Genomic DNA, 25289 nt, shown 5'->3' with positions numbered 1-25289 from the left:
GTCGCCGTGTGCTAGCGAGCACTCGGCGTCCGAGCCCAACGGGCGAGGCAGCGCCATCGGCGCTGTGGACGGATCCGCCCTGGATTGGGCCGCCCTGGACGGGGGTACCGGTTCGGCCGCGAGGGTTCAGATCCTTCGGCTCTCACCAGCAAGTCGCCGTGTGCTAGCGAGCACTCGGCGTCCGAGCCCAACGGGCGAGGCAGCGGTGAAAGCCGCTGAGGACGGGGGTGAGCCCGCACGACCTGTGCGTGCGGGCCGGGCCGCGTAGGCGAGGGGGGCGCCTTTAGCCCCCCTCGGAAAACAGCACGCGGCTTCCAGCCGCGTGCTAGAAGATGTAGAGGTTGCGGTCCACCTCGTGCTCGAACTTCCACTCGTAGGTGTAGCCCGGGAACTCGGCGGGAATCATGTAGGAAGCTCGCATCTGGATGCGGTCTCCGATGCGCTTCACCACCAGGTTCTTCTTGTCGAGGGGAATATCGAGCTCGGCGGCCTTGCGCAGGATGCGGCGCTTGATGTTCTCTTCCGAGCGATCGTTGGTGGCGATCGCCGCCTGATCGATCATGTAGTCGTAGAACTCGGCAGTGCGGATCTTGATGGGAACCATTTCCCAGGCCACGATCACCGCAATTCCCAGCAGAAGACTCCAAAATAGACAGCCGATTCGGCCCTCTCCACGTTCGCCGGCTCGCTTGTACACGACGAAGCTCCTTTCCCACAAAAAACAAAGAACGGTTATCGCACGACACGGAAGCTACGATCCCAGCGGATCCTCTCCCAGATCCGGCCGAAGACGGAAGATTCCTCGATTCCGACCATTTCTGCCGGTTCCAAAGACCAGTAGATCATGAAAGCCCGGCCACGCACGAATCCCTGCGGTACGGACTCCCAAACTCGCGAGTCGTTGGAGTTGTCGCGATTGTCGCCGAGGCAGAAATAGCCCGCGGCGGGTACCAAATAGGGGCCGTAGTTGTCGCGGAAGCGACGGCTCTCCGGGAGAAACCGTGACGCCGGGTAGACCCTGGGATCGGTGAACAGGGTGTAGCGCGACTCGTCGACCTCGGTCTCGTTGACGAACAAACGCTTATCGACCAGCTCGACGCGGTCCCCCGGAAGGGCGACGCAGCGCTTGATGAAGTCGCGACTCGGGTCCTGCGGGAACTTGAACACGGTGACGTCGCCGCGCTCCAGCGGCCTCACCGGCAGGAGCTTGCGCTCGAGGGCGGTCGGGCTCGGTCCGTAGATGAACTTGTTGACCAGGATGTGATCTCCGACCAGGAGATTCTGCTCCATCGAGCCGGACGGGATCTTGAACGCCTGGACGACGAAGGTCTTGGCGAAGGTGGCGAAGACCAACGCGATCAGAATCGCTTCGACCGCATCGAGAACGCCTGCGAAACGCCGCGCCACGACCTACCGGATGAGGTGAAAGGTGCGCTCCCATCGGGTCCGACTGAAGAAGCCGACCGCGGTGCGACCGAGTTGAGCGAGCTTGCCCCGGAGGCCGGGCCAGCTCTGGGGGGGCGGCTCGCCTCCGTAGGACCAGTAGACGACCACCGCTCGGCCCTTCACCAGGTGTGCCGGCAAGGTTCCCCAGTAGCGCGAGTCGTAGGAGAAGTCGCGGTTGTCCCCCATGCAGAAGTACTCGCCATCGGGCACGACGAGTGGCTTCATGAAGTCTCGGATCGGCCGCATGCGACCGTCGCGATGGCTCGTGTAGGAGGAATCGTCGACCGGTTCGCCGTTGATCCAGAGCTGCTTGCGCACCACCTCGATGCGATCGCCGGGAATCCCCACGCAGCGCTTGACCACATCGGTCTTCTTGTCTTCCGGAGAGCGGAAGACGACGATGTCGCCGCGCTCGATCGGGCGCTGCGGGAACAGGCTGTTCTCGACGCCGGTGGCGGTGGGGCCGTAGAGAAAGCGGTTGACGAACAGGTGGTCCCCGATCAGCAGCGTTTCTTCCATCGAGCCGCTGGGAATGTAGAAAGTCTGCACCACGAAGGTGTTGGCGAAGCGCAGGAAGATGGCGGCGATCAAGATCGCCTCGGAGTACTCCCGAAACAGGCCGAGAAACGAGCGGTTCTTCGCCATGACCGCTCGAATCTACAGCAAGACCCCGACGATTCCAACGCGCTCCAGGTCGGTCGAAGACCGCTGCTGCCGCCCTGGCCGCGGCAGATGTCCAAAGATTTTCCCGCCGTCCAAATCACTGGACATGGTTTTCGAGACCGATGCTCCCTGGTGATTCGACCGGGTCGCGGCCCTTTTTCGGCCCTCGGGCGCAAAGTTCTTTGACCGAACGGAATCTTTTCCAGCTTCGCCAGAATCTCTCAAGTGGTTGAAAAATAAAACTTTATTCCATCTTTGGATGGTGGCAGGGGCCTTGTAGTACCTCCATCCCGTAACCAAGAACGGGAGAAAGGGGGTGTCGGGGAAAGAAGGATGAAGTCACACCGACAAGGCACGAAGGGAGGCCGGGCGGAAGAGCCCGGCCGACCCGATCCCGGGGTCATCGGCCCCGACCAATGAACCATCCATGACCAAGGAGAATACCCATGTTCAAGATTTCCAACCTGCTCATCCAGTTGCTCGCCCTTTCGTTCTTCGCCTGCCTGATGCCGGCCGTCGCGGTGGCCGATTCGGGAGTCGTCAACATCAATCAGGCTGACGCCCAGGAGCTCGCTCTGCTGCCGCGCGTCGGGCCGGCCGTCTCCCAGCGGATCGTCGACTTCCGCGCCGAGAACGGTGAGTTCCGCAGCCTCGAGGAGTTGATGTTGGTTCGCGGAATCGGCGAGAAGACCTTCGAGCAGCTCGCGCCCTACATCACTCTCGAGGGCGAAACCACTCTGGCCACCAAGGTGCGAACTTCGCGGTCGGCCGAGAAGCCCGCGGACGAAGGCTGATCCTCGGGGCCGGGGCGGCAGCCCCGGCCTTTCCCTGCGGTTCGAATACCGCCATCCAGCGAAAGCAGTCGATCCGGTGCCGTCCGGCGCCCAAGGGGGATCTGTGGGCTCTCAGCGTGGTTTCCAGTTGCTCGATGTGGTCATCTCATCGGCCTTGTTGATGGTCCTGCTCACCCTCTCCGTGCCGCCCTTGCTGCGGGCGGTGGCGGGAGCTCGAGTGCGAGCCGGCGCCGCCGAGGTGGCCGGAATCTTTCAGCTCGCCAAGTCCTATGCGGTGCGCTACAGCGCCCATGTCGGGGTGCGTTTTCAGGACGGCTCGCCGGCCTTCTGGCGGCTGTACTACGACGGCGACGGCGACGGCATTCGGGCCGACGACATCGCCGCCGGGATCGATCCCGAGTTCCTCGGCAAACCCCTCGGCCATCTCGGTCCGGCGGCACGATTCGGGTTTCCTCCGGGGCCGGCGCCGCGCGACCCCGGGAATCTCGGCCGTCGCCTCGATCGCCTCGAAGATCCGATTCGCTTCAATCGCTCGAACATCGCCTCCTTCGGGCCCCTCGGCACCGCGACGCCGGGTACCGTCTACCTGACCGATGGCCGGTCACGCCTGTCGGCGGTGCGGGTCACCGGCACCACCGGCCGCATCCGAATCCTGGTCTACGACGAGCGCCGAGAACGCTGGCGCTGAGGGCGCTGGCAGGCTGCTGAAAAGTCGCGTGACGACTTTTTGAGCGCCTGCTAGGGGCCGGCGGAAATTGACTCCCCGGAATCGACTGCAGTATGGTCTCGCCGATGGGTGCAATCGTCGTCGTCACCACCGCCGGAACGGAAGAACAGGCCAATCTCATTGCTCGCGAGCTGGTGGCGCGTCGCAGAGCCGCCTGCGTCAATATCGTTCCAGGAATTCGGTCGATCTATCGCTGGCAGGGGAAGATCTGCACCGACGGCGAGATGATGCTGGTGATCAAGACCGTCGCGGCCGAGTTCGAGGCCGTCGCCAACACCATCCGCGAGCTCCACAACTACGAGCTGCCCGAGATCCTCTCTTTCTCGGTCCAGAAGGGCGATGCCTCCTTCTTGCAGTGGATCGGCGAGAGTGTCGACAAAGACGCCGACTTCGTCGATGAAGAAGAGCGGGTGGCCTTCGCCAACCCCGACGACACCGACTTCTAAGCAGGGCGCCTCTAGCCCCCCTGAGACAAACAGCTAGCAGCGTTGGAAAAGTCGCGAAGCAGACTTTTTGAGCAGCCTGCTTCCGGGACCGGAAGGGCCCGGCGGCGGGGCAGCCGCCGCGACGGGAGAGGAGGCCCAAGAACCGCGCTTCTTGGGCCGGAGAGGGGCGCGTAGCCCCTCTCCGGAAAAATCAGCAGCCTGCTAGTCGTCCAGGGCTTGGCTCAGGTCTTCGACCAGGTCCTCGACGTCTTCGAGGCCGACGGAGATGCGCACCAGGCTGTCGCTCAGGCCGATGGCGGCGCGGCGCTCCGGTGGCACCGAGGCGTGGGTCATCGAGGCGGGATGCGAGATCAGGGTCTCGACGCCGCCGAGGCTCTCCGCCAGGCTCATCACCCGCACCCGGTCGAGGATCTGCTTGGCGACCTCGTAGGAGCCGACCTCGAAGCTCACCATGGCGCCGAAGCCGGAGGCCTGACGCTGCTGGAGGGCATGACCCGGGTGATCCGGCAGGCCGGGATAGAGCACCGACTCGACTCGCGGGTGGGCGGTGAGCAGCTCGACGATGCGGCGGGTGTTGCTCTCGTGGCGATCCATGCGCACCGGCAGGGTCTTGATACCGCGCAGGATGAGGAAGCTGTCGAAGGGCGAGAGGATGCCGCCGGCGGACTTCTGGACGAAGTCGAGCCACTCGCCGAGCTCAGTCCGCGCCGTCGCCACCACACCGCCGATGGAATCGCTGTGACCGTTGAGGAACTTGGTCGTCGAGTGCACCACCAGATCGGCACCGTGCTCGATTGGGCGCTGCAGGTAGGGTGACAGGAAGGTGTTGTCGACGGTGAGCAGGGCCTGGCGCCGATGGGCGATCTCGGCGATGCCGGCGAGGTCGGCGATCTCCATCAGCGGATTGGTCGGCGTCTCGACGAAGACCATGCGGGTGCGGTCCGTCATCGCCCCTTCGACCGCCGCCAGGTCGCTGGTGTCGACCCAGGTGAAGGTCAATCCCTGGCGCTCGAGCATCTGGTGAAAGTAGCGATAGGTGCCGCCGTAGACGTTCTGGGAGACCACGGCGTGGTCGCCGGACTCCAGGAAGGTCATGAGCGCACCGATCGCCGCCATGCCGGAAGCGAAAGCGTGGCCGGTGGCGCCGGACTCGAGCGAAGCGATGTTCTCTTCGAGGGCTTCGCGGGTCGGATTCTGCACCCGGGCATACTCGTAGGTCGGTTCGTGGCCGAGCTCCGGCTGCACGTAGGTCGACGTCTGGTAGATGGGAACGGCCACCGCGCCGGTGCGCGGATCCGGCGCCTGGCCGGCGTGGATGGCGCGGGTGGAAAACCCGCGACCTCGAGTGTCGCCCTTCATGTCGATTCCTCCCCTTCCGCAGAGCAGTGGCGGGCCTCCCCCGGAGACCTGCCGAGAGCATTGGCGACCGATTGTAGCCCTTTCTTCGCAAGCCGGTCACGGCTCCTGGCTCGGGCTTGATTTGCAGTGTTTTTCGCCGCCACCGGGGGGCCGCGTAGAAGCCCGATCGCACGTCGGAGGAGGCTCGCAGGCGACCTCCGATCCGCTAGGATCTCAACCCATGACCGACAGCTCCCATTCCCGCGAAGACTTCTCTCCCATCCGCTGGTCCGAAAGGGGTTTCCTAGAGCTCCTCGATCAAACCCGCCTGCCGGCGGAAGAAATCTGGCTCGAGTGCCGTCGGGTGGAGGATGTCGCCGGCGCCATCCGGCGACTTTCGGTGCGTGGGGCACCGGCCATCGGGGTCACCGCCGCCTACGGTCTGGTGGTCGCCCTCGACGAGTGCGCCGGCGAGGATTGGGCGGACTGCTTTGATCGCCAGGCCGAGCTTCTCGGCGCCACCCGGCCGACGGCCGTCAACCTGCGCTGGGCCCTGCGTCAGGGGCGCGAGCTCTGGGTGCGGCATCGCTCGGCGGGGCGCGAGGCGGTGCGGACGGAGCTCCTTGCCTGGGCCCGGCGGCTGCATCGCGAAGACATCGCCGCCAACCGTCGAATCGGCAGCCATGGAGCCGGCCTGTTCGCCGCCGAGGAGCGGGTCTTGACCCATTGCAACACCGGGGCCTTGGCCACCGCCGGCTACGGCACCGCGCTGGGAGTGATCCGGTCGGCTTGGGACGACGGCAAGGTTTCGCTGGTGTGGGTCGACGAGACGCGGCCGCTGCTGCAGGGCGCCCGGCTCACCGCCTGGGAGCTCGCCGGCCTCGGCATTCCCCATCGGTTGGTCACCGACTCGAGCGCCGGAACCCTGCTCGCCCGCGGCATGGTGGACCGGGTGGTGGTGGGGGCGGACCGCATCGCCGCCAACGGCGATGCCGCCAACAAGATCGGCACCTATCCACTGGCCGTCCTGGCGGCGCGCCACGGAGTGCCCTTCTATGTCGCCGCTCCGCTCTCGACCATCGATCGCGAAACGGCTTCGGGGGATGCGATTCCGATCGAGGAGCGAGCGTCCGGCGAGGTCACGGAGATCCTCGGCCAGACGGCGGCGCCGCGGCAAACGGAAGCGATGAACTTCGCCTTCGACGTCACCCCGGCGGAGCTCATCGCGGCGATCATCACCGATGCCGGTGTGCTCGAAGCGCCCTATGAAGAGAGCATTCGCCGCGCCTTCGAGGCGGTTGAAGAGTAGGGATCTATCAGGAAAGACTGGCGGATGGTGGAGGCGGCGGGAATTGAACCCGCGTCCGAGAAACGCGTTCCGGCGGCTTCTACGTGCGTATCCTTCGTTTTAGGGGATCTCGCCAATCGCGCTTTGGAAGAAGGCCTCCGGCGCGGTGGCCAGCCTCACTGAGTAATCCGGAATCGGCACGAGGCCGACCGATTCCTTAGATCCGCATTAGCGTCGCACCGGCCGGGCGCCGCGGATCAGGCTCCCGGTGGCACGCGCGGCCTCTAGGCCGCGAGAGCGAAGTTGTCGTTCGCAGTTACTTTTTTCTTTTTACGAGAGAAACTCGACACGCTACCGTCGGCCCGCTCTGTTCCCCGTCGAATCCAGTACGCCCCCATCAGTTGCCAAAGAACTCGCAGTCTACAACGGCCGCCCGAGCCTGGAAATTCCGTCTCAGGAGTTTTCGGCTCGAAGGGCGTCTTCGTCCGGTGCTTGTTCATCGGTCGCCATTTCCCGCACCAGGCCGAAGAAATCCTCCGGGGTATTGGTCTGCAACCGGCTGACCACCAGGAACCAACCTCCGAGGGCGAGGATGGCGCCCACCGGTGCCATCGGCAGCAGGCTGGGGAAGAACGGCCAGAGCACCGTCAGCGAGGCCCCGAAGGCGGAGAAGATCAAGATCATGACCGCCGGGGTCTGCAGCCGGTACTGGGTCTCCTCCGCGTCGAATCGTAGGACCGAGGAGTCGCCCGACGCCTGCACCGAGACCTCTCCGCGAGCGAAGCCGACGCGGATTCCGGCGAGCAGGGGAATCACCAGGCGACCGCCGGTGCCGTGACGCTGCCACTCCGCCCCCCAGGCATCGGCGGCGTCGGAAACCGCTCCCAAAACGCGCTCGCGCTCGCTTGCGATGTCGTAAGTCTGGGCCAAAGAAACCGCCTCAGGCCGCCTGCTCGACGGCGATCCGTTCGAAGTGCCGACGCACCGCCGCCATCACCGCCGGTGCGTCGTCCAGCCCGCTGAGCTGTCGCCTCAGGCTCAGACCTTCGGGCAGGCCGTGGCTGTACCAGTTGGTGAAGCCGCGCAGCTTGTGGAGGGCATAGACCGGGTCTTCGCGTTCGATGACGGCGCTGAAGTGATCGAGCATCAAGCGCCGTCGTTCGGCGAGGGTCGGCTCGGGCCAGCGCTCGCCAGCGAGGCGGCAAGCGGTCTGTCGAAAAATCCACGGGTTGCGCGTCGCGCCACGGCCAATCATGACGGCGTCGCAGCCGGTGGTGCGGAGCATCTCGAGGGCATCGTCGGCGGTGCGCACGTCGCCGTTGCCGAAGACCGGGATGTCGAGGCTGTCTTTGAGGCGGGCGATCGGTGACCAGTCGGCCTGGCCGCGGAACATTTCCTTGGCGGTGCGCCCGTGCATGGCGACGCCGTCGACGCCTTCTCCTTGGCAGATTCGCCCGAGCTCGAGGTAGTTGGCGCTTTCGGCGTCGAGGCCGAGGCGGAACTTGACCGTCAGCGGAATGGTCAAGACCTGGCGAACCTGGCGAATGATGCGCTGAGCGAGCTCGAGGTCCCCCATCAAGGCGGCCCCGGCGCAACCCTTCAAGACCTTGTTGGCGGGGCAGCCCATGTTGATGTCGCAGACGTCGGCTCCCATCGCCTCGACCCGGCGCGCCGCCTCCGCCATGGTGTCCGCATCGGAGCCATAGATCTGGATCGAAAGGGGCCGCTCTTCCTCACAGAAATGGAGCAGGCGGAGAACCCGCGGATCCTTGCCGACGAGACCCTTCGACGACAGAAACTCCATGGTGACGATGCCGACGCCTCCGATCCGGCGCACGATGCGGCGGAAGTCACGATCGGTGACTCCTGCCATTGGCGCGAGAATCAGCGGTGGATCGACGGGAACGGTGCCGAGGTGCAGCATGGGCTGATTCTACAGATCTCGAAGCCGCCCTGGATGGGGCCGCCCTGGAGGGGGGTGAAGGCGCACGACCTGTGCGTCGCCGGGCCGCGCAGGCCTGAGGGGGGCACGAGCCCGCCTGAAACTACGACGGCTCGCGGTACTTCAGGGTGGGGTCCTGACGGGCGCGGTCGAGGTAGTCGAGCACCTCCTTCGCCATCGCGATGTTGACCACCTCTTGGCGCGCCGCCTCCTGGAAGAGGATGAGGGCCGCCATCGCTTCCCGGTGGACGTCCTCGGCCTCGAAGATCGGCATCATCTCTTCGGCGAGCTGGCGGATCGGCCTGGCCTGCCCCTGCTGGGCGTAGAGCACGGCGAGGTCGAGGGAGGCCATGGCGGCGTCGTACCCGGAGCCGGCGGCGATGAAGCCCTCCCGAACTTCGAGGAGAGCGCTCTCGGCGGTCTCGGCGTCGTCCAGGTCGCGAGCGATCTTGCCCTCCAGCCAGCGCAGCCGGAGCTGGGTCCAATCGTCGCCGAACTCAACCGCCAGGCGGTGGGCTCGGCGCAGGGTGGCGGCGGCATCGGACTGCTCGCCGGCCTCGTTCTGATAGACCGCGAGGTTGTAGTGGGCCATCAGGAGAAGGCGCGAGTTGTCGCTGCCGGCCAAGGAGGTCAGGGCATCCTTGATCGAGGCGATGGCCTTGTCGAGCTTCTGTTGGTAGTAGTTCAGGTTGGCGAGCTGCAGCAGGGTGCTGGCGACCTTCTCGTCGTCGCGCGCCAAGCGGTAGTGCATGGTGGCCCGGCGCAGCAGCATGTCGGCCTGACGGTAGCGGCGCTGATCGGTTCTCAAAGAGCCTTCGAAGCTGTCGATCTCGGCATAGACGAGCTTGTCCGTGACGCCCTTGGTGCGCATCAGGGAGCGCGCCTGACCGAACAGCTCGTGGGCCTTCTGGGGGTTGCCGAGACAGCGCTGGGCATTGGCCTGGTTGGCGAGAGCCCGCACTTGGCTCTCGGTGCCGAGGGCGGTCGACGGACAGCGGCAGGCGACCAGCTCGGCGAGCTCGGCGAAATGCAGCGCGTGGGCCGGGTCGGCCGGTATTCCCTCCCGGCTCGCAGTCAGGAGGAGGTCGGCGAGGAGGTGGCTGCGGAAGCGCTTGTGGGCCTGAAGGATCTTGTCGCCGCGCTCCGCTGGCGGGACTTTCTGCAGCTCGTCGAAGTCCTGCTGCGCCTCGAGCCGCTCGTCTTCGATGCGTTCCGTCTGGTCCCGGACGCCGGCGATCAGGCGATCGAAAACGCTGCCGTAGTCGGGGTTTTCGCCGGTCGGGTTCTCGCGCCAAGCCTCGATCTCGGTGCGGCACGCGGGGCAAGCCTGGAGCAAGTGCTCGACGATGACCTCGACGAGGGCCGAGGGGTGAATTTCCCCCCGCGTGATGGCTTGTAGCAACTCTCGATTTATATGTACATCAGACAATGAATCAACCCTCCTCTGAATAGGATAACCGATCCTGTCGTCTCTCGAGATGTCGCGGGAGATAATTGTGGGAATTTGAAAGTTTGACTTATTTTAATAGATGAAATTTGAGGACGAGCCTCTGACGGCAATCGAACGCCGTTTCTTTCGACATCGGCCTCCGCCGCGGCGTCGAAGGCGCGCCGCCGACCCTCGACGGGACGACGGGCTGGCCTCGATGTTCGAAGGCGGCCCGGCCTCAGCGGTAGGCGACGCCGTTCGGGTCCATGGTCGGGCCGCGGTCCTGGGTCAGGGTGCGCTGAGCTGGGTGGTCGGAGCTCGGCTGCTGGCCCGGCAAGAGCGCCGAGACGACTCCGTTCCAGGCCTCCTCGAGCCAAGAGACGACCTGTTCGAGCGGGCCGTGAGCGACGTCCTCGGTCGCCGGCGCAGCGGCCACCGGCAGGGCCAGCAGCGTGGTCAAGAGGATCAGAGCCAGGAAGCGGGGCGAGGGGAGCGCATGAAGCATGGAGAATCTCCTATCGGATAAAAGGTCTTCGCGAGGTGCGTCGGCGGTACCGTGACCTCGCCTTCCTCCAATAGAAGTGCTCTCCAAAGGCATCACGGGTCGTCGGAAGGCAATTTCTTGGATTTCTCGCGCCATCCGGTGGCGACGAAGGCACGCTATGATCCGTCCCCATGGCCTGGTATAGAGAATGGTTTGGCCAGGACTACCTGGCGCTCTATTCCCATCGCGACGAACAAGAAGCCGAAAAGAACGTCGACTTCGTCGAGCGTCACTTCGGGCCCACAAAACCGCGGGCGGTGCTCGATCTGGCCTGCGGTGCCGGCCGCCACACGGAGGCGCTGCGGCGGCGTGGCATTCGGGCTCTCGGGGTCGACCTCTCCCTGACTCTTCTCTCGCGCCGACCGGAGCTTCCCAGGGTGCGGGCCGACATGAAGGAGCTGCCCTTTGCGGCCGACTCCTTCGACTGGGTGTTGAATTTCTTCACCTCCTTCGGATACTTCGAGAGTGAACGCGAGAATTTCCGCGTCCTCGAAGAGGTTGTCCGGATCCTGGCCCCTGGGGGCCGTTTCTTGATCGACCTGATGAACCGCGATCGGGTTCTCGATCAGCTGCGCCCCCGGGAGAGTCGCCAGGAGGAGGGCCGTCGGGTCGACATCGAGCGTTGGTATGACCCGGCAACTTGCCGGATCAACAAACGGATCACGCTTCGTCCCGTGGGCGCCGCGCCGCGTACCTATCTCGAGAGTGTGCGCGCCTATGCGCCCGAGGAGGTCACCGTCGGTCTGCGCTGGGCGGGCCTCGAGGTGGCCGAGGTGTTCGGGAACTTCCAGGGAGAACCATTCGATCGTGACAGCGAACGCCTCATCCTTCTCTGCGACAAGCCGCTCTGACGGCCTGCGCGTCGAGCTCGCCGGCAGTGGTCTGCTGCCGGCGATGCCGCGAGCCTTTCTCGAAGGTCGGGAGCGCGACCTGTTGGCGCCGTTGCGCTTTCTGCCGCCGGGCGAGCTGCCCGCGCCGCGCCCACAGCCGGCACCGGATCGCCGCGCCCTGGCGGAAGCCCTGAGGGTTGCCAATCGGGCCTACGGCAATCGCCGCGCCGACGAACTGGCGGATCTCTTGGCGAGGCCCGAGACCCGCGTCGTGGTCACCGGCCAGCAGCCGGGAATTCTCGGCGGTCCCCTCTACACCCTGTCGAAAGCGGTGGCCGCGGCGCGCTGGGCGGCGGCTCTCGAAGCGGCCGGCCAGCCGGCCGTCGCGGTTTTCTGGGTGGCCACCGAAGATCACGACTTTCGCGAGGTCTCGGCCCTCACGGTGCTCGCCCGAGGTGGGTCCCGGAAGCTCTCCCTGGGTGAGGATCCGGAACCGCTGGCGCCGGTCGGAATGCGCACCCTCGGTCGCGGCATCGAGGCCGTTCTCGCCGAGCTCGCGGAGCTCATGCCCGGCGACCGCTATGGCCGTTGGCTCGACGAGATCCGCCACTGGTATCGCCCGGAGGCGCGCTTCGGCGAAGCTTTCTGCCGCCTGATGAGCGGTCTTCTGGGGGACTACAGCCCGCTTTTTCTCGATGCGATGGATGCCGACATCAAGCGGCTCCAGCGCCCCTGGCTCGAGAAGATCGTCGAGCGCCGGGCCGAGGTTGCGGCCGCCAGCGCCGCTGCCGACGAGCGCATCGTGGAGCGTGGCTTTGCGCTCCAGGTCTCGCCCCAGCCGGGGACCTCGCCGCTGTTCTTGTTGCATCGCGGCGAGCGCCGGCGGATCGAGTGGACCGCCGAAGGCTATCGCCTGCGCGGCGGCGACGATGCCGGCGGCTCGATCGCCGAGCTGCTCGAGATCGTGCGCGATAATCCCGCCGTGGTGAGCCCGGGGGTGCTCGCCCGGCCGGCGATTCAAGACGCTTTGCTGGCCAGTGATCTGCAGCTCCTCGGACCCGGCGAGCTGTCCTACATGCCGCAGGTGGCGGCGCTTTATCCGGTGCTCGGGATCACCGCCCCCTGGACGACTCTGCGGCCGCAGGCGATGGTGGTCGAAGGCCATCAGCTCGAGCACCTCGAAGAGCTGTCTCTGCCCCTCGAAAGCCTGCTGGGCGATCGTCGCAGCCTCGATCGCAAGCTTTCCGAGCTCGGTGGCGGCGACCTGCTGGCAGCGCCCCGCCAGCGGGTGGAGGCGATCCTGGCCGAGGTCGGCACGGCCGCTTTGGCGGTGGATGGCAATCTCGAGCGCCCCTTCGACAAGACCCGCGAGCAGATTCTGCGGGCTCTCGACAAATTCTCGGACAAGGTGGCCGCCGCCGCAGTGCGCTCCGACGAGGTGCGTTCGCGGCGCATCGACCGGTTGCGGGAAGCCTTGTTGCCGGATGGCCGGATGCAGGAGCGGGTGGTCTTCTCGGCCCACTTCCGGGGCAAGCATGAGCAGCGCTTCGTCGACAGCCTGTGGCAGCAGATGGATCTCGATGGCGGTGTGCTGCAGGTGATCACGCCATGAACGAAACAGTCGATGTGCTCGCCATCGGGACCCATCCGGACGACGTCGAGCTGTGTTGCGGAGGGACCGTGGCTCGGCTGGCGGCGGCCGGCCGGCGGGTTGGCCTTCTCCACCTGACGCGCGGCGAAGGCGGCACTCGAGGCTCCGCCGAAGAAAGACTGCGCGAGGCCGAGCGGGCGGCGGAGATCCTGGGCGCTGCGCAGCTCGACTTTCTCGATTGCGGCGATGGCGCCTTGCGCACCGGCCCGGCAGAAGAGGACGCCCTCATCGCGGTGCTCCGCCGCCGGCGCCCGGAGGTGGTGCTGGCCCCGCCGCCGCGGGACCGGCATCCGGACCACGGTCGCGCCAGTGCGTTGGTCGAGGCGGCGAGCTTCTATGCCGGCCTCGAGGCCCGCGGTGAAGGCTCTCCGCATCGGCCCGGGGCGGTGTTTTTCTACATGCAACATCATCTCTTCGAGCCGCGCTTCATCGTCGACGTGAGCGCCACCTGGCACCAGCGCAGCGAAGCCCTCGCCGCCTACGGTAGCCAGTTCTATCGCCCTGACGCCTCGGACGGCGAGGCGACCACCAAGATCGCCACCCGGCAGTTCGCCCTCGCCGTCGAGGGCCGAGCGCGACACTTCGGAGAGATCGTCGGTGCCGAGTTCGGAGAGCCCTTCGGCAGCCGCCAACCGCTCGCCGTGGGCGACCTGATGGGCTTGATTCCGGGAGGCGTGCGATGAAGATCGGCATCAGCTGCTATCCGACCTACGGTGGCTCCGGAGTGGTGGCGACGGAGCTCGCCATGGCGCTGGCGGAGGGCGGCGACGAAGTCCACGTGATCAGCTATGCGGTGCCTTCGCGGCTGTCCTTTCTCAACTCGCGTCTGTTCTTCCACGAAGTCACGGTGCCGCGCTATCCGCTGTTCGAGTACCCCCCGTACTCCCTCGCTCTCGCCACCAAGATGGTCGAGGTGGCGCGCCACAATCGCCTCGACCTGCTGCACGTCCACTACGCCGTGCCCAACGCCGTTTCGGCGGTGTTGGCGCGCCAGATGATGGCGCCTCAGCGGCTGCCCGTGGTGACCACCCTGCACGGCACCGACATCACCCTGGTGGGGGTCGACCCGAGCTACCTCGAGACCACCCGTTTCGGCATCGTCGCCAGCGATGCCGTGACCACCGTCTCCGAGTCTTTGCGCCAGACCACCCTCGGAGAGCTCGACCGCGAGCTGCCGATCGATGTCATCCACAACTTCATCGATCCCGAGCGCTTCGATCCCGCCGCCGGCCGTCCCGGGGCGAAGCGCTGGTCCGAGCCCGGGGAGAAGGTCTTGGTGCACGTCTCGAACTTCCGGCCGGTGAAGCGGGTGCTCGATGTCCTCGGCGTTTTTCGGCGCCTCCACGGCGAGATGCCGGTGCGGCTGCTGATGATCGGCGACGGGCCGGACCGCCCCCAGGCGGAGCAGTACTGCCGCGACCACGGCATCTGTCAGTCGATCACCTTCGTCGGCAACATGCCCTTGGTCGAGGAAGGCCTGCTCGGCGCCGACCTCTTTCTGCTGACCTCCGAAACCGAGTCCTTCGGCTTGGCGGTGCTCGAGGCGATGGCCTGCGGCGTGCCGGTGGTGGCGACTCGGGTCGGTGGCGTGCCGGAGGTGGTGGCGGATGGCGAGACCGGCTTTCTTTGTCCGGTCGGCGACGTCGAGGCGATGGCCGCGGCGGCCCTGCGACTGCTGCGCGATCCGGATCTCGCCGGACGCTTCGGCAAGGCCGGGCGCCGCCGCGCCATCGAGTGCTTCAGTCAGCGACAGATCGTGGCCCAGTACCGGCAGCTCTACGAGCGCGTTCTGGCGACCGCTCCTTGAAGACCTATCGCGCTCCACGGGCCGCCGTCCGTGCCGAGCTGCGCGAGAAGGGCTCGAGATTCCTTTGTGTCCTGGCGCCGGCGGACAGCCGGCCCGCTGCCGTCGCCGCCCTCGAGGCGATTCGCCGAGAGTTTCCGGACGCCACCCATCACTGCTTCGCCTGGCGCTTGGGGGCCAGAACCGAGGAACGCTCCTCCGACGACGGCGAGCCTGCCGGCACCGCCGGCCTGCCCATCCTGCGAGTTCTGCAGGGCGCCGAGCTTTCCGACGTCCTCGCCGTCGTGGTGCGTTGGTTCGGGGGCACCAAGCTCGGCAAAGGGGGGTTGGTGCGGGCCTATGGCGGGGCGGCCCGCGAGGCCATCGCCCATCTGGCCACCGTCGAGCGCGCTCCGACGGTGGCCGGCCGGGTCGAGGTTTCCTACGAGCTTCTCGGCGCGGTTCACCGGTTGGTGCGTCCTCCGGCGGTCGAGCGTTTGGGGGAGGAGTTCGGTGAGCGGGTGCGGGTCGAACTGCGAGTCCGCCTCGACGAGCTGGAGGTCGTCGAGGCCAGCCTCGCCGATCTCGGCCTGACCTTCGAGCGGAACAACCCCGCCGGGAATGCGTAGGGGTGTAGGCTAGAGCCACCAAGCATGAACAACCGATCGAACAACTCTCGACGTCTGCGCAGGCGCCGCGGTGTCGAGGGCGGCGCGCGAGTTTGGTTTCCCTCCGCCGTCCTCGGTAGACTGTTCGTGATCACAATCTGAGAAGACAAGGAGAGGACACCTTGAACGACGCAGGAACTCCCCCACCGCCGGGCGACACTCCCCCTCCGCCTCCTCCGTCGCCGCCGGGCGATACTCCGCCGCCACCACCGCCACCCAACCAGGGGGCGGCACCGCAACCTTCACCGCCCGGAAGCCAGCCGTCGAACGGCAGCGTTTCCCAGAACCGCGGCCTGATGATCGCGCTGGCCTACCTCTGGCCGTTGGCGATCATTCCGCTGCTGGTGGAGAAGGACGATCAGGAGGTGCAGTGGCACGCCAAGCACGGGCTGGTGCTGTTCGCGGCCGAGATCGTGCTCTGGATCGGGATCTTCATCCTCGGGGTGATCCTGACCTTCATCGGCGACATCCTCGGTTGCCTGACCACCCTGCTGAGCCTGTTCTCCTGGCTGGCGATTTTGGTGCTCCACATCGTTTGCATCGTCAAGGGAGTCAACGGCAAGCGCCAACTGGTTCCGGGCGTCAGTCACTACGCGGACCGGTTCTAGGGAGCGATCGAGCGGACTCCGATGTCCTCCGACGCTCCATCGGCTGAGCTCCCGCCGGCGCCAGCTCCGACCCCCGCCACGGCGGGGTCGGCGCCGGCCGCCGGCTCGCAGGCCGTCATCGCGCTCATCCTCGGCATTCTCGGCCTGGCTTCTTGTCAGGTCCTGGGGCCGATTGCCTGGTACCTGGGACACCAGGAGCTGCAGGCAATTCGGGCCTCCGGCCGAGGGTCGGCACAGGATGAAGGCATGGCCCTGGCAGGCAAGATCCTGGGCATCATCGCGACCGTGGCCCTGGCGATGGTCTTGGCGGTGGGTCTGGTGTGGATCTTGATTGCCGCCTTGGTGGTTCTTGGTACTCTCTAGGCCGAGCCTGATCTCATTCCGGCCCTGGCTGCTGCCGGCCCTTTGGCTGGTGGCCCTGCCACTGGCGGCGATCGCTCTCGCGGTCGCCGCTGCGGTGGTCAGCCAAGGAGCGGGTGACGCTGCGTCTTCGTGGTGTGCGATCCGTCGTTGGACGGCGGTTCCCTGCCCGGGCTGCGGCATGACCCGAGCCTTCGGTCATCTGGCTCTCGGCGAGTGGTCTCGCGCCTGGCAGCTTCACCCCCTGGCGCCACTGCTCGCCCTCGAGCTCGGGCTGGGCTGGCTGTTTTGGGGACTGAAGCTTCTCGGTCTGGAGCTGCGCTGGCTCTGGTCTCGGCTCGATGAGCTGTTGCTGTCTCACGTAATCGTCCTTGGAGCGCTGTGGCTCGGTCGTTTGGCCACCGGAACGCTCCCCTGGTAATACTGGTCCCGCTGCGGGACCGAGCTTGCGAAGGAGGGAAACCATGACCGATCCGATGTCGACGCCTCCCCCGCCGCCTCCGGGCGGCGAAGGACCACCTCCCTACGGCCCCACCGGCGGCACCGAGGGCAGCTCCCTGCCGTGGGAGAACCGCCAGCGCTCCGGCTTCATGCCGTCCTTGATCGAGACCGTCAAGTTGGTGGCGACGGCGCCGCGCGATGCCTATGGCCGGATGCAGCGCATGGGCGATTTCATGAGCCCGCTGCTCTACGCCATCATCGTCGGCTCCGTCGGCGGCATCATCGGCCAGCTCTGGTCGACGCTGTTCAGCGGCAGCATGCTGACCATGTTGCCGGCCGAGATGCGCGATCAGATGGGACCGATGATGGCGGCTCAGGGAGGCAGCCTGATCATGGGAATCATCATGGCCCCGATCATGGTGGCCGTCGGCGTCTTCGTGTGGAGCGGCATCGTGCATCTCGTTTTGATGATGCTGAAGGGCACCAGCGACGCCGGCTTCGAGGGCACGATGCGGGCGATCTCCTACTCCTACACCGCCAATCTGGCCCAGATCATTCCCTTCGTCGGCGGCTTGATCGCCCTCGTCTGGACGATCTTCCTGCAGATCATCGGCCTCGCCCGTCTGCATCAGACCACCGAAGGCAAGGCGGCCGGCGGCGTGCTGATTCCGATCGCCCTGTGCTGCCTGTGCGTCATCCTGGGTCTCGTCTTGGCCGGTGGCGCGATCATGTCGGCGGTGAGCCAGGCCGGAGGCTGATGACTCCCGGTCGGCAACTCGGCTTCATCTGGGGGACCATGGCGCTGCTCGCCGTGGTCGTCTCTCCCTGGGCCCATCGATTGGCCACCGGGTTGCCGACCTGCCTGTTCAAGGGAGTGGCCGGAGTTCCGTGCCCGACCTGCGGTACGACCCGCTCCGCCCTCTCCCTCGCCGACTTCGATATCGTCGCGGCGCTCACCGTTTCGCCGCTGGCGACCTTGGCTTGGATCGCCGTCATTGGCGGTGGCCTGGTGGCCGGTGGTCTCGCCATGATCGGTCGGGAGCCGCCTCAGCCGCCGGCGACCCTGAGCGATCTCCAGCGTTGGTCGGTGCTCGGGCTGCTGCTGGCCAACTGGGCCTATCTGATCGTCACCGGCGCCTAGGCGATCTCCCTTCGCCGGTGAAAAAAGTCGGGCCAACGCACCGCCAACGCGCCGCCCCGTGACCTCGCGATCGGCGTTTCTCGGCCGCCCTCCCCGCTGGCGGGTCATCCTTTGGTGTGGTTTGCTGCTGTGGTGTGTCGATCTTTCGCGACCCCCGGAACGGCAGTGGACGGTGCATCTCCTGGCCGGCGGAGTGACCGCTTATCAGACCTTCCTCTCGCCCCATTTGGCCCGCTTCGGCGGTCGCTGTCGGTTTCACCCCACCTGCAGCCGCTATGCCGAGATGGCGGTGCATCGCCATGGTGCGCTGCTAGGCTCGGCGATGACCGTGCGCCGGCTCGCTCGCTGTGGCCCCTGGACTCCCCGCGGGACCGAAGACTTTCCGTGAGCGACCCTTGTAGCCATGGAGCGAGCAGGCGTCCCGGGGTCCCGGCGAATTTGCACTACTCCGGTAGGTCTTAAAAGACGCCCATGGCTATAGAGAACCTCCTCTCCAACCCGCGCCGCCGAGGCATTCTTGCGCTGGTGATCGCCGTCACCTTGGTGACGATGGTGGCGGTGCAGGGAATCGAGCGCGCCAAGAGTGCTCAGCGCATGGTCGGGGTAGCCATCGAGCAGTCACCGGTGGGTGGCATCCACCTCCTGGAGGTGGTGGCAGGCGGCGGTGCCGACACTGCCGGTTTGCTCCCCGGTGATCGCGTCCAGCGCATCGGCTCGCGGTTGATCGGTTCGGTGACCGATTGGGACCGGGCGGCGGGCGATTTCGAGCGCGATCAGCCGGTCACCTTCGAGGTCGAGAGAGAGGGTCAGACGGTCCAGCTCGAGGTTCGGCCCGGCGCCGATGCCGATTGGTTCGGTTTCAGCCTGCTGTGCCTGGCCGTCGCCGTCTATCTTTCCTTGATCCTGGTGGTGTTGATGCAGTGGACCGATCGGCTGCGGGCGAAGCTCCTTTTGCTGCTCGCCTTGGCGATCGCCACAGAGATGGCGCTGCCGACCCTGAGCATCGGCAACCATCTGCTCTCGAACGCCACCCTGTGCCTGTTCTACCTCCTCACCGGTCTCGAGATTGGTCTCGAGCTGCATCTCGCCTCGGTGATTCCGGCTCGCTCCCGCTGGCTCAGTAGGCGGCCCTGGCTGGTGCCCCTCTACTACGTGCTCGGCCTCGGTGCGGCGCTGGCCGCGACCCTCACCTATCTGATCGAAGAGATCGCTACGGTCAACCTGTTTCCCTGGACCAGCTACCAAGCGGAACGCCTCCTGCTGACCTACGGGGTCCCTCTCTGGGCGATCGCCGTGGCCTCGATCCTGATCGTCCAGACCCTCAGCTTTCCGGATTCCCGAGGGCGGCGGCAGGCCGCCCTGGTGCTGGCCGGTGTGCTCCCCTGGGTGGCCTTCGTCTTTCTCACCACGCCGTGGGTGATGACCAACGACGAGGTCAACCGCTGGTTGCGCATCGAGCCACTGATCCTGCTCTGCTACCCGCTGGCGGTCTTCGTCGCGATCTTCCGGTACCACCTGCTCGATATCGAGTTGGCGGTTCGCCGGAGCCTGGTCTACACCATTCTTACCGGCAGCCTGCTGCTGTTCTTCTACTCCTCCCTGGGAGCCGGTGGGGCGCTGGTCTCGCAACTCGTCGGCGAGGACGGATCGATCTGGGTGATCTCGGGCGCGACCCTGATCCTCGGGCTGCTGTTCACTCCGCTGCGCCGTTTTCTGCATCGCTCCATCGGACGGCGGTTCTTTCCGGAGCGCGACGAGACCCGCGCCCGGCTGGTGACCCTTGCCGCGGAGCTGCCGGCGGAAGGCAAGCTGCCCTTGATGGGGGAGCGACTGGTCGATGGTCTGGGCGAGATCTTCGCGGCCCGTTCGGTGGCGGTGTGCATCGGCGGGCCGGTCACCGATCTGCTGGCGACCCTCGCTTCCGAGGGGCCCGAGAACCACGAGCCACCGTCGCTGCTCTCGGTGCGCGACGGCAGTGTGCTGGCGGTCGAAAAGGCGGGACGGACCCTGCCGGCGAGCCAGTTGATGAGCTACGACGACCAGTTCGGCCGCTACCTGCGGGTATCGCGGGCCGAGCTGGTGGTGCCCCTGTCGAGTCGAGAGCGCTTGATCGGTTTGATCGTCCTCGGTGGATCGCAAGCTCCCGGCGGCTACTCCTCGGAGCAGGTCGAGCTCCTCGACCTGCTGTCTCACCATGTCGCCTCGGTGCTCGAGAACGCCCGCCTGTTCGAATCCGCCACCTACGAGAATCTGACCGGCCTGCTGCGCCGCGAGGCGATTCTCGAGAAGGCGGCGGCGGAGCTCGACCGGGCGCTGCGCTACGACCGTCCTCTGACCATCGGGATCGCCGACCTCGACCACTTCAAGGGCATCAACGACCGCTTTGGTCACCTCGCCGGGGACGGTCTCCTCAAACGCCTGGCCTACTCGATCGAGGACAGCCTGCGACATACGGACGCGGTCGGCCGTTACGGAGGCGAGGAGTTTCTCTTGGTCTTGCCGGAGACGGATCTCGAGGCATCCGGGGCGGTGGCCGAGAAGCTGCTCGCCGCGGTGCGTGAGACCGGGTTGCCGATCGATGACGAGTGTGAAGCGCGGGTCACCGTTTCGATCGGATTGGCGTCCCTGGCTCAGGTTCGGGAGCAGATCCACGAGCCGTCCATCGAAGACCTCATCGCTGCCGCCGACCACAGCCTCTATCGCGCCAAGGAGGCTGGCCGGAACCGCATTTTCCCGCCGGTTCGGCTGGACTCGGCCCAGACTCGGGGTGCTACGATTCGGGCCTGATCGGGGCCGCTCCGGAGGGGCTCGCGAGCCCGGCCAGTATGCCCAGTCCGCACCTGTCGAGATCACCGTGACGACCGCCGCCAAGATCCTGACCGAGGTTCGCCGTCTGCCTGCCGAGAACAAGCTGCGGTTGACCTGGGCGGACGGTCATTCGGCGGATTTCGATGCCGCTTATCTGCGCGGTTGGTGCCCCTGCGCCGCCTGCCAAGGGCACGCGGCGCTGACCCTTCAATACCATCCCCCGGCCGCCAACGTGCGGGTCGAGAACATCGAGCCGGTGGGCCGTTATGCCTTTTCGGTCCTGTGGTCCGACGGTCACGGCACGGGGATCTATCGCTACGACTTCCTGCGCGACATCTGTCCCTGCTCCGCCTGTGGCGGTGCCTCGCAGCTCGACATCGCTCGGGCAAGGAAGCTCTGACACAGGAGAGAACTCCATGAAGTCCGTGATTCCTTTGCTGATCTTCGGCCTCGCCGCGATCGCCGCGGTCGCTGAGGAGGTGGCGGATGCTCCTGCCACCACCAACCCGCAGGTGGTTCTCGAGACCAGCCTTGGCAACATCGTGCTCGAGCTCGATGCCGAGCGCGCTCCCAAGTCGACGGCCAATTTCCTGGGCTATGTCGACTCCGGCCACTACGACGGCACCATTTTCCACCGCGTGATTCGGAGCTTCATGGTTCAGGGGGGCGGCTTCACCCCGGACTTGAAGCAGAAGAAGACCGGTGAGCCAGTCCCCAACGAGGCCGACAACGGTCTCGACAACGTCCGGGGATCGATCGCCATGGCGCGCACCATGGATCCCAACAGCGCCACGGCCCAGTTCTTCATCAACACCGTCGACAATGCCGCCCTCGACCATCGCTCGAAGGACGTTCGAGGCTGGGGTTACGCGGTGTTCGGCCGAGTTGTCGAGGGTATGGAGGTGGTGGATGCCATCGAAGGCGTCAAAACCGGCACCCGAGCGCGCTATCGGGACGTGCCGGTCGAGGATGTGGTGATCAAGGCGGCGAAGCGCGTCGCCGCGCCCGCCGAGTAGATTCTTCAACCGCCGCGTCGGCGTCCGCTGACGCGGCGGTTGAATCCCACCCACCTCGTCCCGCTCTCCTCATCTGCTCAGTGCGGGAACTCCGGTTCGCTGGCGCTGCCGTGAGGTGGCCTGGGTCGAGGTTCGTCTGCTGTCGTTGGATCAGGCGCCGGTTCCGTGGGCGCGCACGACGTTGCGTGCTTGCAGGCCCTTCGGGCCATCAACCACTTCGAAGGAAACCTGGTCCCCTTCGTTGAGGGTGCGGAATCCCTCCATCGAGATCGAGCTGTGGTGCACGAAAACATCAGCCTCGCCGTCACGAGCGATGAATCCGAAACCCTTGGCGTTGTTGAACCACTTGACGGTCCCTGTTTCTGACATGGTCTTAAGTCACTCCTCGGTCGACCAGGGTCTTGGTGGCGGGTGGGAGCCCGCCGATGTTCGGATGAGCATCAAAGTCTTTCACCGACCAACGCAAAAGGCAAATGTTTTGAACGATTTGATCTCCTCGAGGAGCCGCCTGTACACCTCGAGAGGAGATTGATATCTCCGTTGAAATCTCCCCAAGTCTTTCATTTTTATGGCTTTATCGAGGTAATTCTGCGACGATGGCGAAAACGGGTTGTTATAAACACATGACCGTTTTTTGTTATCTGAATTTTCACAAAAACTGAATTTAAGAGTGCGAACGGCGCCTCTGAGCCCGGGCCGCGGCATGGGCTCCACAGGACCTTTGCGACGGCCCGGTTCTCAGACCCTCGGCGCTGCTGCCGGGGCCGTCTTTCGACGGTGTCGGTTCAGATTTGTGGGAGGAAGGGAATGGTGCCGAAGGCCGGACTCGAACCGGCACGGGTCGCCCCACACGGCCCTCAACCGTGCGCGTCTACCAATTCCGCCACTTCGGCGAGGTCGGCATCCTACCAGGAGGTTCCGACCGGGAAAAGCAGTTTCTCGCGGAGGAGCGGACTCCCCCTACTGGGCCGGTTCGTCGGCCCCGGCGTCGCCTTCGCTGGCGGCCTCTGCGGGCGCAGCGGCGCTGCCGTCGTCAGCGGGCAGGGCCTCGCTCTCGGTTGCCGGAGCAGCGTCATCCTCGGTCGCGTCTCCCGTCGCCTCTGAGGCGGTCGCCTCGATGGGGGCGACATCGCCGATCACCGTCGAGCTACCCAGGCCGCCCTTCAGGACGGCGATGCTGATGGTGGTGAGAATGAATACCACGAAGCTGGCCACGGTGAGCTTGTGGAGCAGTGTCGCCGCGCTGCGGGCGCCGAAGGCCGTCTGGGTGCTGCCACCACCGAAGACCGACAGGTCGGCTCCTTTGCCCTGCTGCAACAAAACCACGAGGATCAGAAAGAAACAGACGATCACGTGGAGGGTATAGAACAAATAGATCACGGTCGCGAACCTCCGCTGTTGAGCTGGCCCGAGGGTCTCCCGTCAGGCGCAAGCGCCTATGATAGCGAGGAACGGCTGCGGGTCAAGGCTTGCGCCTCCAACCAGGAACCCGTCGAGGTCCGGTTGCGCGATCAACGAGGCGGCGTTTGCCGGCTTGGCGGAGCCACCGTAGAGAATGCGGGTTGCCTGAGCCGCTTCCTCAGCCAGCGATTCGGCGAGCAGGGAGCGCAGGAAGGCGTGCGCTTCCTGGGCCAGCTCCGGAGTTGCGGTTTCGCCGGTCCCGATGGCCCAAACGGGCTCATAGGCCAAGGCGAATCGCTTTCCCAGGTGGGGCAGTGCGGAGAGGAGCTGACGCCGAAGCACCTCCATGGTGCGGCCGGCCCGGCGTTCCTCCCGAGTCTCACCCAGGCACAGCATCGGCTCGAGGCCGTGGCGCACGGCGGCGGCCGCCTTGGCGGCCACCAAGGCATCGTCTTCGCCGTGATCTTGGCGCCGCTCGCTGTGGCCGCAGAGGGCCCAGTGGCAGCCCAGGTCGACGAGGTGTCGAGCCGAAGTGTCGCCGGTGTGGGCGCCGGCGTCTTCTGGGTGCAGGTCCTGGCCACCCCAGCGGACGGCGCTTCCGGTGAGGTGGCGCTCGACCGTATCGAGCAGGGGCGCCGGCGGAAAGATGGCGACCTCCGCCGCCGTCGGCGGTTGAGAGAGCAGGCGGTCACAGAAGCTCGCGGCCTCGGACCGCAGCAGATTCATCTTCCAGTTGGCGGCGACCAGCGGTTGGCGAGCCATTACGCCACCACCTCCAGGGCAGAGATTCCGGGAAGGGCTTTGCCGGAGAGGAACTGCAGCGAGGCGCCGCCGCCGGTCGAGACGTGTCCGAGTTCATCGGCGACTCCGGCTTGGCGCACGGCGGCCACCGTTTCGCCGCCTCCGATCACGGAGAACCCGGAGCACTCGGAGAGAGCATCGGCGACGGCGCGGGTGCCGGCGTCGAAGGGGGCCTTCTCGAACACCCCCAAGGGGCCGTTCCAGAACAGGGTGCGAGCCTCCGCCACGGCGCCGGCGAAGCGTCGTCGGGTCTCGGGTCCGATGTCGACGGCGAGATGGTCGGCGGGAACAGCCGCTGGCGAAACGGTGAGCACCTCTCGCGGATTGGCAAAGTCGTCGGTGACCACCAGATCTTCCGGCAGCCAGACGGTGACCCCGCCCTGATCGGCGTCGTGCAGGATCTCGCGGGCGGTGTCGAGGCGGTCTTCTTCGACCAGCGAAGCCGCCATGTCGTGGCCGCGGGCGGCGAGGAAGGTGTTGGCCATGCCACCGCCCACCAGCAGAACGTTCAGGCGGGGTAGGAGGTTGAGCAGCGTGTCGATCTTGCCGCTGATCTTGGCGCCTCCGAGGATTGCCGCGAAGGGGCGGTCCGGTTCGCCGAGCAGGCGGCCGAGGGCCGCGACCTCGCGTTCGATCAACCGGCCGGCGGCCCGCTGTGGCAGGCGCTCGGCGACTCCGACTACCGAGGCGTGGGCGCGGTGGGCGGTGCCGAAGGCGTCGTTGACGAAGACATCGGCGAAGCCCGCCAGGCGCTCGGAGAAGGTTTCGTCGTTGCCGGTCTCGCCGGCATCGAAGCGCAGGTTCTCGAGCACGCCGACCTCGCCCGGCTGGAGCGCCGCCACCATTCGGTGGGCGGACTCACCGACGGTGTCAGTGGCGAAGGCGACGGTCGTGCCGAGCAGACTTCCGAGGGCTTCCGCCGCCGGTCGCAGGCTGTAGCGGGGATCGGCTTGGCCCTTCGGCCGGCCGCAATGGGAGGCCAGGATCAGGCGGCAGCCGGCGGCGCGCAGCTCGCCGATCGTCGGCAGCGCCTCGACGATGCGAGTGTCGTCGAGCACCTCGCCGTCGGCCGACAGGGGAACGTTGAAGTCGACCCGCAGGAAGACGCGCGTTCCGGAGTCGAGGGGGAGGTCATCGAGGGTCGACAGTCGGCTCATGGGGTCT

30 protein-coding genes, 1 tRNA gene and 1 other RNA gene are annotated in these 25289 nt (G+C 66.2%); 18 read left to right on the top strand and 14 right to left on the bottom strand.

Annotated features, from left to right (window positions below; genetic code table 11):
* Positions 1-325: 325 nt before the first annotated feature.
* The 3 genes from AAF604_18605 to lepB (AAF604_18595) are packed head-to-tail and all read right to left on the bottom strand — an operon-like array spanning position 326 to position 2091.
* A complete protein-coding gene (locus tag AAF604_18605; protein MEM7051685.1) occupies positions 326-697 on the bottom strand; it encodes a hypothetical protein in 372 nt (123 codons plus the stop codon).
* 35 nt (positions 698-732) lie between these two features.
* Complete coding sequence (gene lepB, locus AAF604_18600; protein ID MEM7051684.1) at positions 733-1407, bottom strand: signal peptidase I; 675 nt, start codon at positions 1405-1407, stop codon at positions 733-735.
* Positions 1408-1410: 3 nt separating this feature from the next.
* Complete coding sequence (gene lepB, locus AAF604_18595; protein ID MEM7051683.1) at positions 1411-2091, bottom strand: signal peptidase I; 681 nt, start codon at positions 2089-2091, stop codon at positions 1411-1413.
* A 464-nt stretch (positions 2092-2555) separates the two neighbouring features.
* Here lepB (AAF604_18595) and AAF604_18590 point away from each other — a divergent pair, with 464 nt between their 5' ends.
* The 3 genes from AAF604_18590 to cutA all read left to right on the top strand — a co-directional run bounded on the left by AAF604_18590 (position 2556) and on the right by cutA (position 4076).
* Entirely contained in the window at positions 2556-2903 is a 348-nt protein-coding gene (locus tag AAF604_18590) for a helix-hairpin-helix domain-containing protein (protein MEM7051682.1), read from the top strand.
* A gap of 103 nt (positions 2904-3006) precedes the next feature.
* A complete protein-coding gene (locus tag AAF604_18585) occupies positions 3007-3591 on the top strand; it encodes a GspH/FimT family pseudopilin (protein ID MEM7051681.1) in 585 nt (194 codons plus the stop codon).
* Positions 3592-3695: 104 nt separating this feature from the next.
* The gene (gene cutA / locus AAF604_18580) at positions 3696-4076 is read left to right on the top strand and encodes a divalent-cation tolerance protein CutA (protein ID MEM7051680.1); all 381 of its coding nucleotides are present in this window, start codon (positions 3696-3698) and stop codon (positions 4074-4076) included.
* 201 nt (positions 4077-4277) lie between these two features.
* Here cutA and AAF604_18575 read toward each other — a convergent pair whose 3' ends face one another.
* The gene (locus AAF604_18575; GenBank protein ID MEM7051679.1) at positions 4278-5435 is read right to left on the bottom strand and encodes a PLP-dependent aspartate aminotransferase family protein; all 1158 of its coding nucleotides are present in this window, start codon (positions 5433-5435) and stop codon (positions 4278-4280) included.
* A 220-nt stretch (positions 5436-5655) separates the two neighbouring features.
* On the opposite strand from AAF604_18575, the gene mtnA reads away from it, so the two are divergent.
* The gene (gene mtnA / locus AAF604_18570) at positions 5656-6723 is read left to right on the top strand and encodes an S-methyl-5-thioribose-1-phosphate isomerase (protein MEM7051678.1); all 1068 of its coding nucleotides are present in this window, start codon (positions 5656-5658) and stop codon (positions 6721-6723) included.
* 25 nt (positions 6724-6748) lie between these two features.
* Here the strand turns inward: mtnA and ssrA are convergent.
* From ssrA to AAF604_18545, 5 genes are all read right to left on the bottom strand, one after another.
* Positions 6749-7098: a transfer-messenger RNA gene (ssrA, locus tag AAF604_18565) on the bottom strand.
* Between the two features lie 57 nt (positions 7099-7155).
* Positions 7156-7632 (bottom strand): hypothetical protein, encoded by a 477-nt coding sequence (locus tag AAF604_18560; protein ID MEM7051677.1) that lies wholly within the window; start codon positions 7630-7632, stop codon positions 7156-7158.
* A gap of 10 nt (positions 7633-7642) precedes the next feature.
* Complete coding sequence (dusB, locus tag AAF604_18555) at positions 7643-8626, bottom strand: tRNA dihydrouridine synthase DusB (GenBank protein MEM7051676.1); 984 nt, start codon at positions 8624-8626, stop codon at positions 7643-7645.
* Positions 8627-8747: 121 nt separating this feature from the next.
* A complete protein-coding gene (locus tag AAF604_18550; protein ID MEM7051675.1) occupies positions 8748-10046 on the bottom strand; it encodes a hypothetical protein in 1299 nt (432 codons plus the stop codon).
* A gap of 265 nt (positions 10047-10311) precedes the next feature.
* Positions 10312-10578 (bottom strand): hypothetical protein, encoded by a 267-nt coding sequence (locus AAF604_18545; GenBank protein ID MEM7051674.1) that lies wholly within the window; start codon positions 10576-10578, stop codon positions 10312-10314.
* Between the two features lie 170 nt (positions 10579-10748).
* Between AAF604_18545 and AAF604_18540 the strand changes: the two genes are divergently transcribed.
* The 14 genes from AAF604_18540 (at position 10749) to AAF604_18475 (ending at position 21923) form a co-directional block, all read left to right on the top strand.
* Entirely contained in the window at positions 10749-11468 is a 720-nt protein-coding gene (locus AAF604_18540; protein MEM7051673.1) for a class I SAM-dependent methyltransferase, read from the top strand.
* Complete coding sequence (gene bshC / locus AAF604_18535) at positions 11425-13059, top strand: bacillithiol biosynthesis cysteine-adding enzyme BshC (protein ID MEM7051672.1); 1635 nt, start codon at positions 11425-11427, stop codon at positions 13057-13059. The genes AAF604_18540 and bshC overlap by 44 nt, the downstream gene beginning before the upstream one ends.
* Positions 13056-13781, top strand: a complete 726-nt coding sequence (gene bshB1 / locus AAF604_18530) for a bacillithiol biosynthesis deacetylase BshB1 (GenBank protein ID MEM7051671.1) — start codon at positions 13056-13058, stop codon at positions 13779-13781. Before bshC ends, bshB1 begins: the two co-directional genes overlap by 4 nt.
* Positions 13778-14905 (top strand): N-acetyl-alpha-D-glucosaminyl L-malate synthase BshA, encoded by a 1128-nt coding sequence (bshA, locus tag AAF604_18525; GenBank protein MEM7051670.1) that lies wholly within the window; start codon positions 13778-13780, stop codon positions 14903-14905. Before bshB1 ends, bshA begins: the two co-directional genes overlap by 4 nt.
* Complete coding sequence (locus tag AAF604_18520; GenBank protein ID MEM7051669.1) at positions 14902-15510, top strand: YigZ family protein; 609 nt, start codon at positions 14902-14904, stop codon at positions 15508-15510. The genes bshA and AAF604_18520 overlap by 4 nt, the downstream gene beginning before the upstream one ends.
* A gap of 161 nt (positions 15511-15671) precedes the next feature.
* Positions 15672-16157, top strand: a complete 486-nt coding sequence (locus AAF604_18515; GenBank protein ID MEM7051668.1) for a hypothetical protein — start codon at positions 15672-15674, stop codon at positions 16155-16157.
* Positions 16158-16178: 21 nt separating this feature from the next.
* A complete protein-coding gene (locus AAF604_18510) occupies positions 16179-16520 on the top strand; it encodes a DUF4190 domain-containing protein (GenBank protein MEM7051667.1) in 342 nt (113 codons plus the stop codon).
* Positions 16489-16938, top strand: a complete 450-nt coding sequence (locus AAF604_18505) for a DUF2752 domain-containing protein (GenBank protein MEM7051666.1) — start codon at positions 16489-16491, stop codon at positions 16936-16938. Before AAF604_18510 ends, AAF604_18505 begins: the two co-directional genes overlap by 32 nt.
* A 43-nt stretch (positions 16939-16981) precedes the next feature.
* Positions 16982-17716 (top strand): YIP1 family protein, encoded by a 735-nt coding sequence (locus AAF604_18500; GenBank protein MEM7051665.1) that lies wholly within the window; start codon positions 16982-16984, stop codon positions 17714-17716.
* Positions 17716-18099: a DUF2752 domain-containing protein gene (locus AAF604_18495; protein ID MEM7051664.1), complete on the top strand. Its 384-nt coding sequence runs from the start codon at positions 17716-17718 to the stop codon at positions 18097-18099. Before AAF604_18500 ends, AAF604_18495 begins: the two co-directional genes overlap by 1 nt.
* 172 nt (positions 18100-18271) lie before the next feature.
* Complete coding sequence (yidD, locus tag AAF604_18490) at positions 18272-18487, top strand: membrane protein insertion efficiency factor YidD (GenBank protein ID MEM7051663.1); 216 nt, start codon at positions 18272-18274, stop codon at positions 18485-18487.
* An 83-nt stretch (positions 18488-18570) separates the two neighbouring features.
* The gene (locus AAF604_18485; protein ID MEM7051662.1) at positions 18571-20886 is read left to right on the top strand and encodes a diguanylate cyclase; all 2316 of its coding nucleotides are present in this window, start codon (positions 18571-18573) and stop codon (positions 20884-20886) included.
* Between the two features lie 67 nt (positions 20887-20953).
* The gene (locus tag AAF604_18480) at positions 20954-21307 is read left to right on the top strand and encodes a DUF971 domain-containing protein (GenBank protein MEM7051661.1); all 354 of its coding nucleotides are present in this window, start codon (positions 20954-20956) and stop codon (positions 21305-21307) included.
* Positions 21308-21323: 16 nt separating this feature from the next.
* Positions 21324-21923, top strand: coding sequence for a peptidylprolyl isomerase (locus tag AAF604_18475; GenBank protein ID MEM7051660.1), 600 nt, complete (start codon positions 21324-21326; stop codon positions 21921-21923).
* A gap of 150 nt (positions 21924-22073) precedes the next feature.
* Here the strand turns inward: AAF604_18475 and AAF604_18470 are convergent, their stop codons facing one another.
* The 5 genes from AAF604_18470 to AAF604_18450 form a co-directional block, all read right to left on the bottom strand.
* Positions 22074-22292, bottom strand: a complete 219-nt coding sequence (locus tag AAF604_18470; protein MEM7051659.1) for a cold shock domain-containing protein — start codon at positions 22290-22292, stop codon at positions 22074-22076.
* Between the two features lie 439 nt (positions 22293-22731).
* Positions 22732-22816 (bottom strand) — tRNA-Leu (locus tag AAF604_18465).
* Between the two features lie 67 nt (positions 22817-22883).
* Positions 22884-23303, bottom strand: coding sequence for a preprotein translocase subunit SecG (gene secG, locus AAF604_18460; protein ID MEM7051658.1), 420 nt, complete (start codon positions 23301-23303; stop codon positions 22884-22886).
* Positions 23304-23345: 42 nt separating this feature from the next.
* A complete protein-coding gene (gene tpiA / locus AAF604_18455) occupies positions 23346-24086 on the bottom strand; it encodes a triose-phosphate isomerase (protein ID MEM7051657.1) in 741 nt (246 codons plus the stop codon).
* Positions 24086-25282, bottom strand: coding sequence for a phosphoglycerate kinase (locus tag AAF604_18450; GenBank protein MEM7051656.1), 1197 nt, complete (start codon positions 25280-25282; stop codon positions 24086-24088). Before AAF604_18450 ends, tpiA begins: the two co-directional genes overlap by 1 nt.
* Between the last annotated feature and the right edge of the window lie 7 nt (positions 25283-25289).

The organism is Acidobacteriota bacterium (genome assembly GCA_039028635.1).
Taxonomy (GTDB): Bacteria; Acidobacteriota; Thermoanaerobaculia; order Multivoradales; family JBCCEF01; genus JBCCEF01.
Note: the sequence above shows the minus strand (reverse complement) of the source record. Positions and strands in the feature narration are given on the sequence as shown.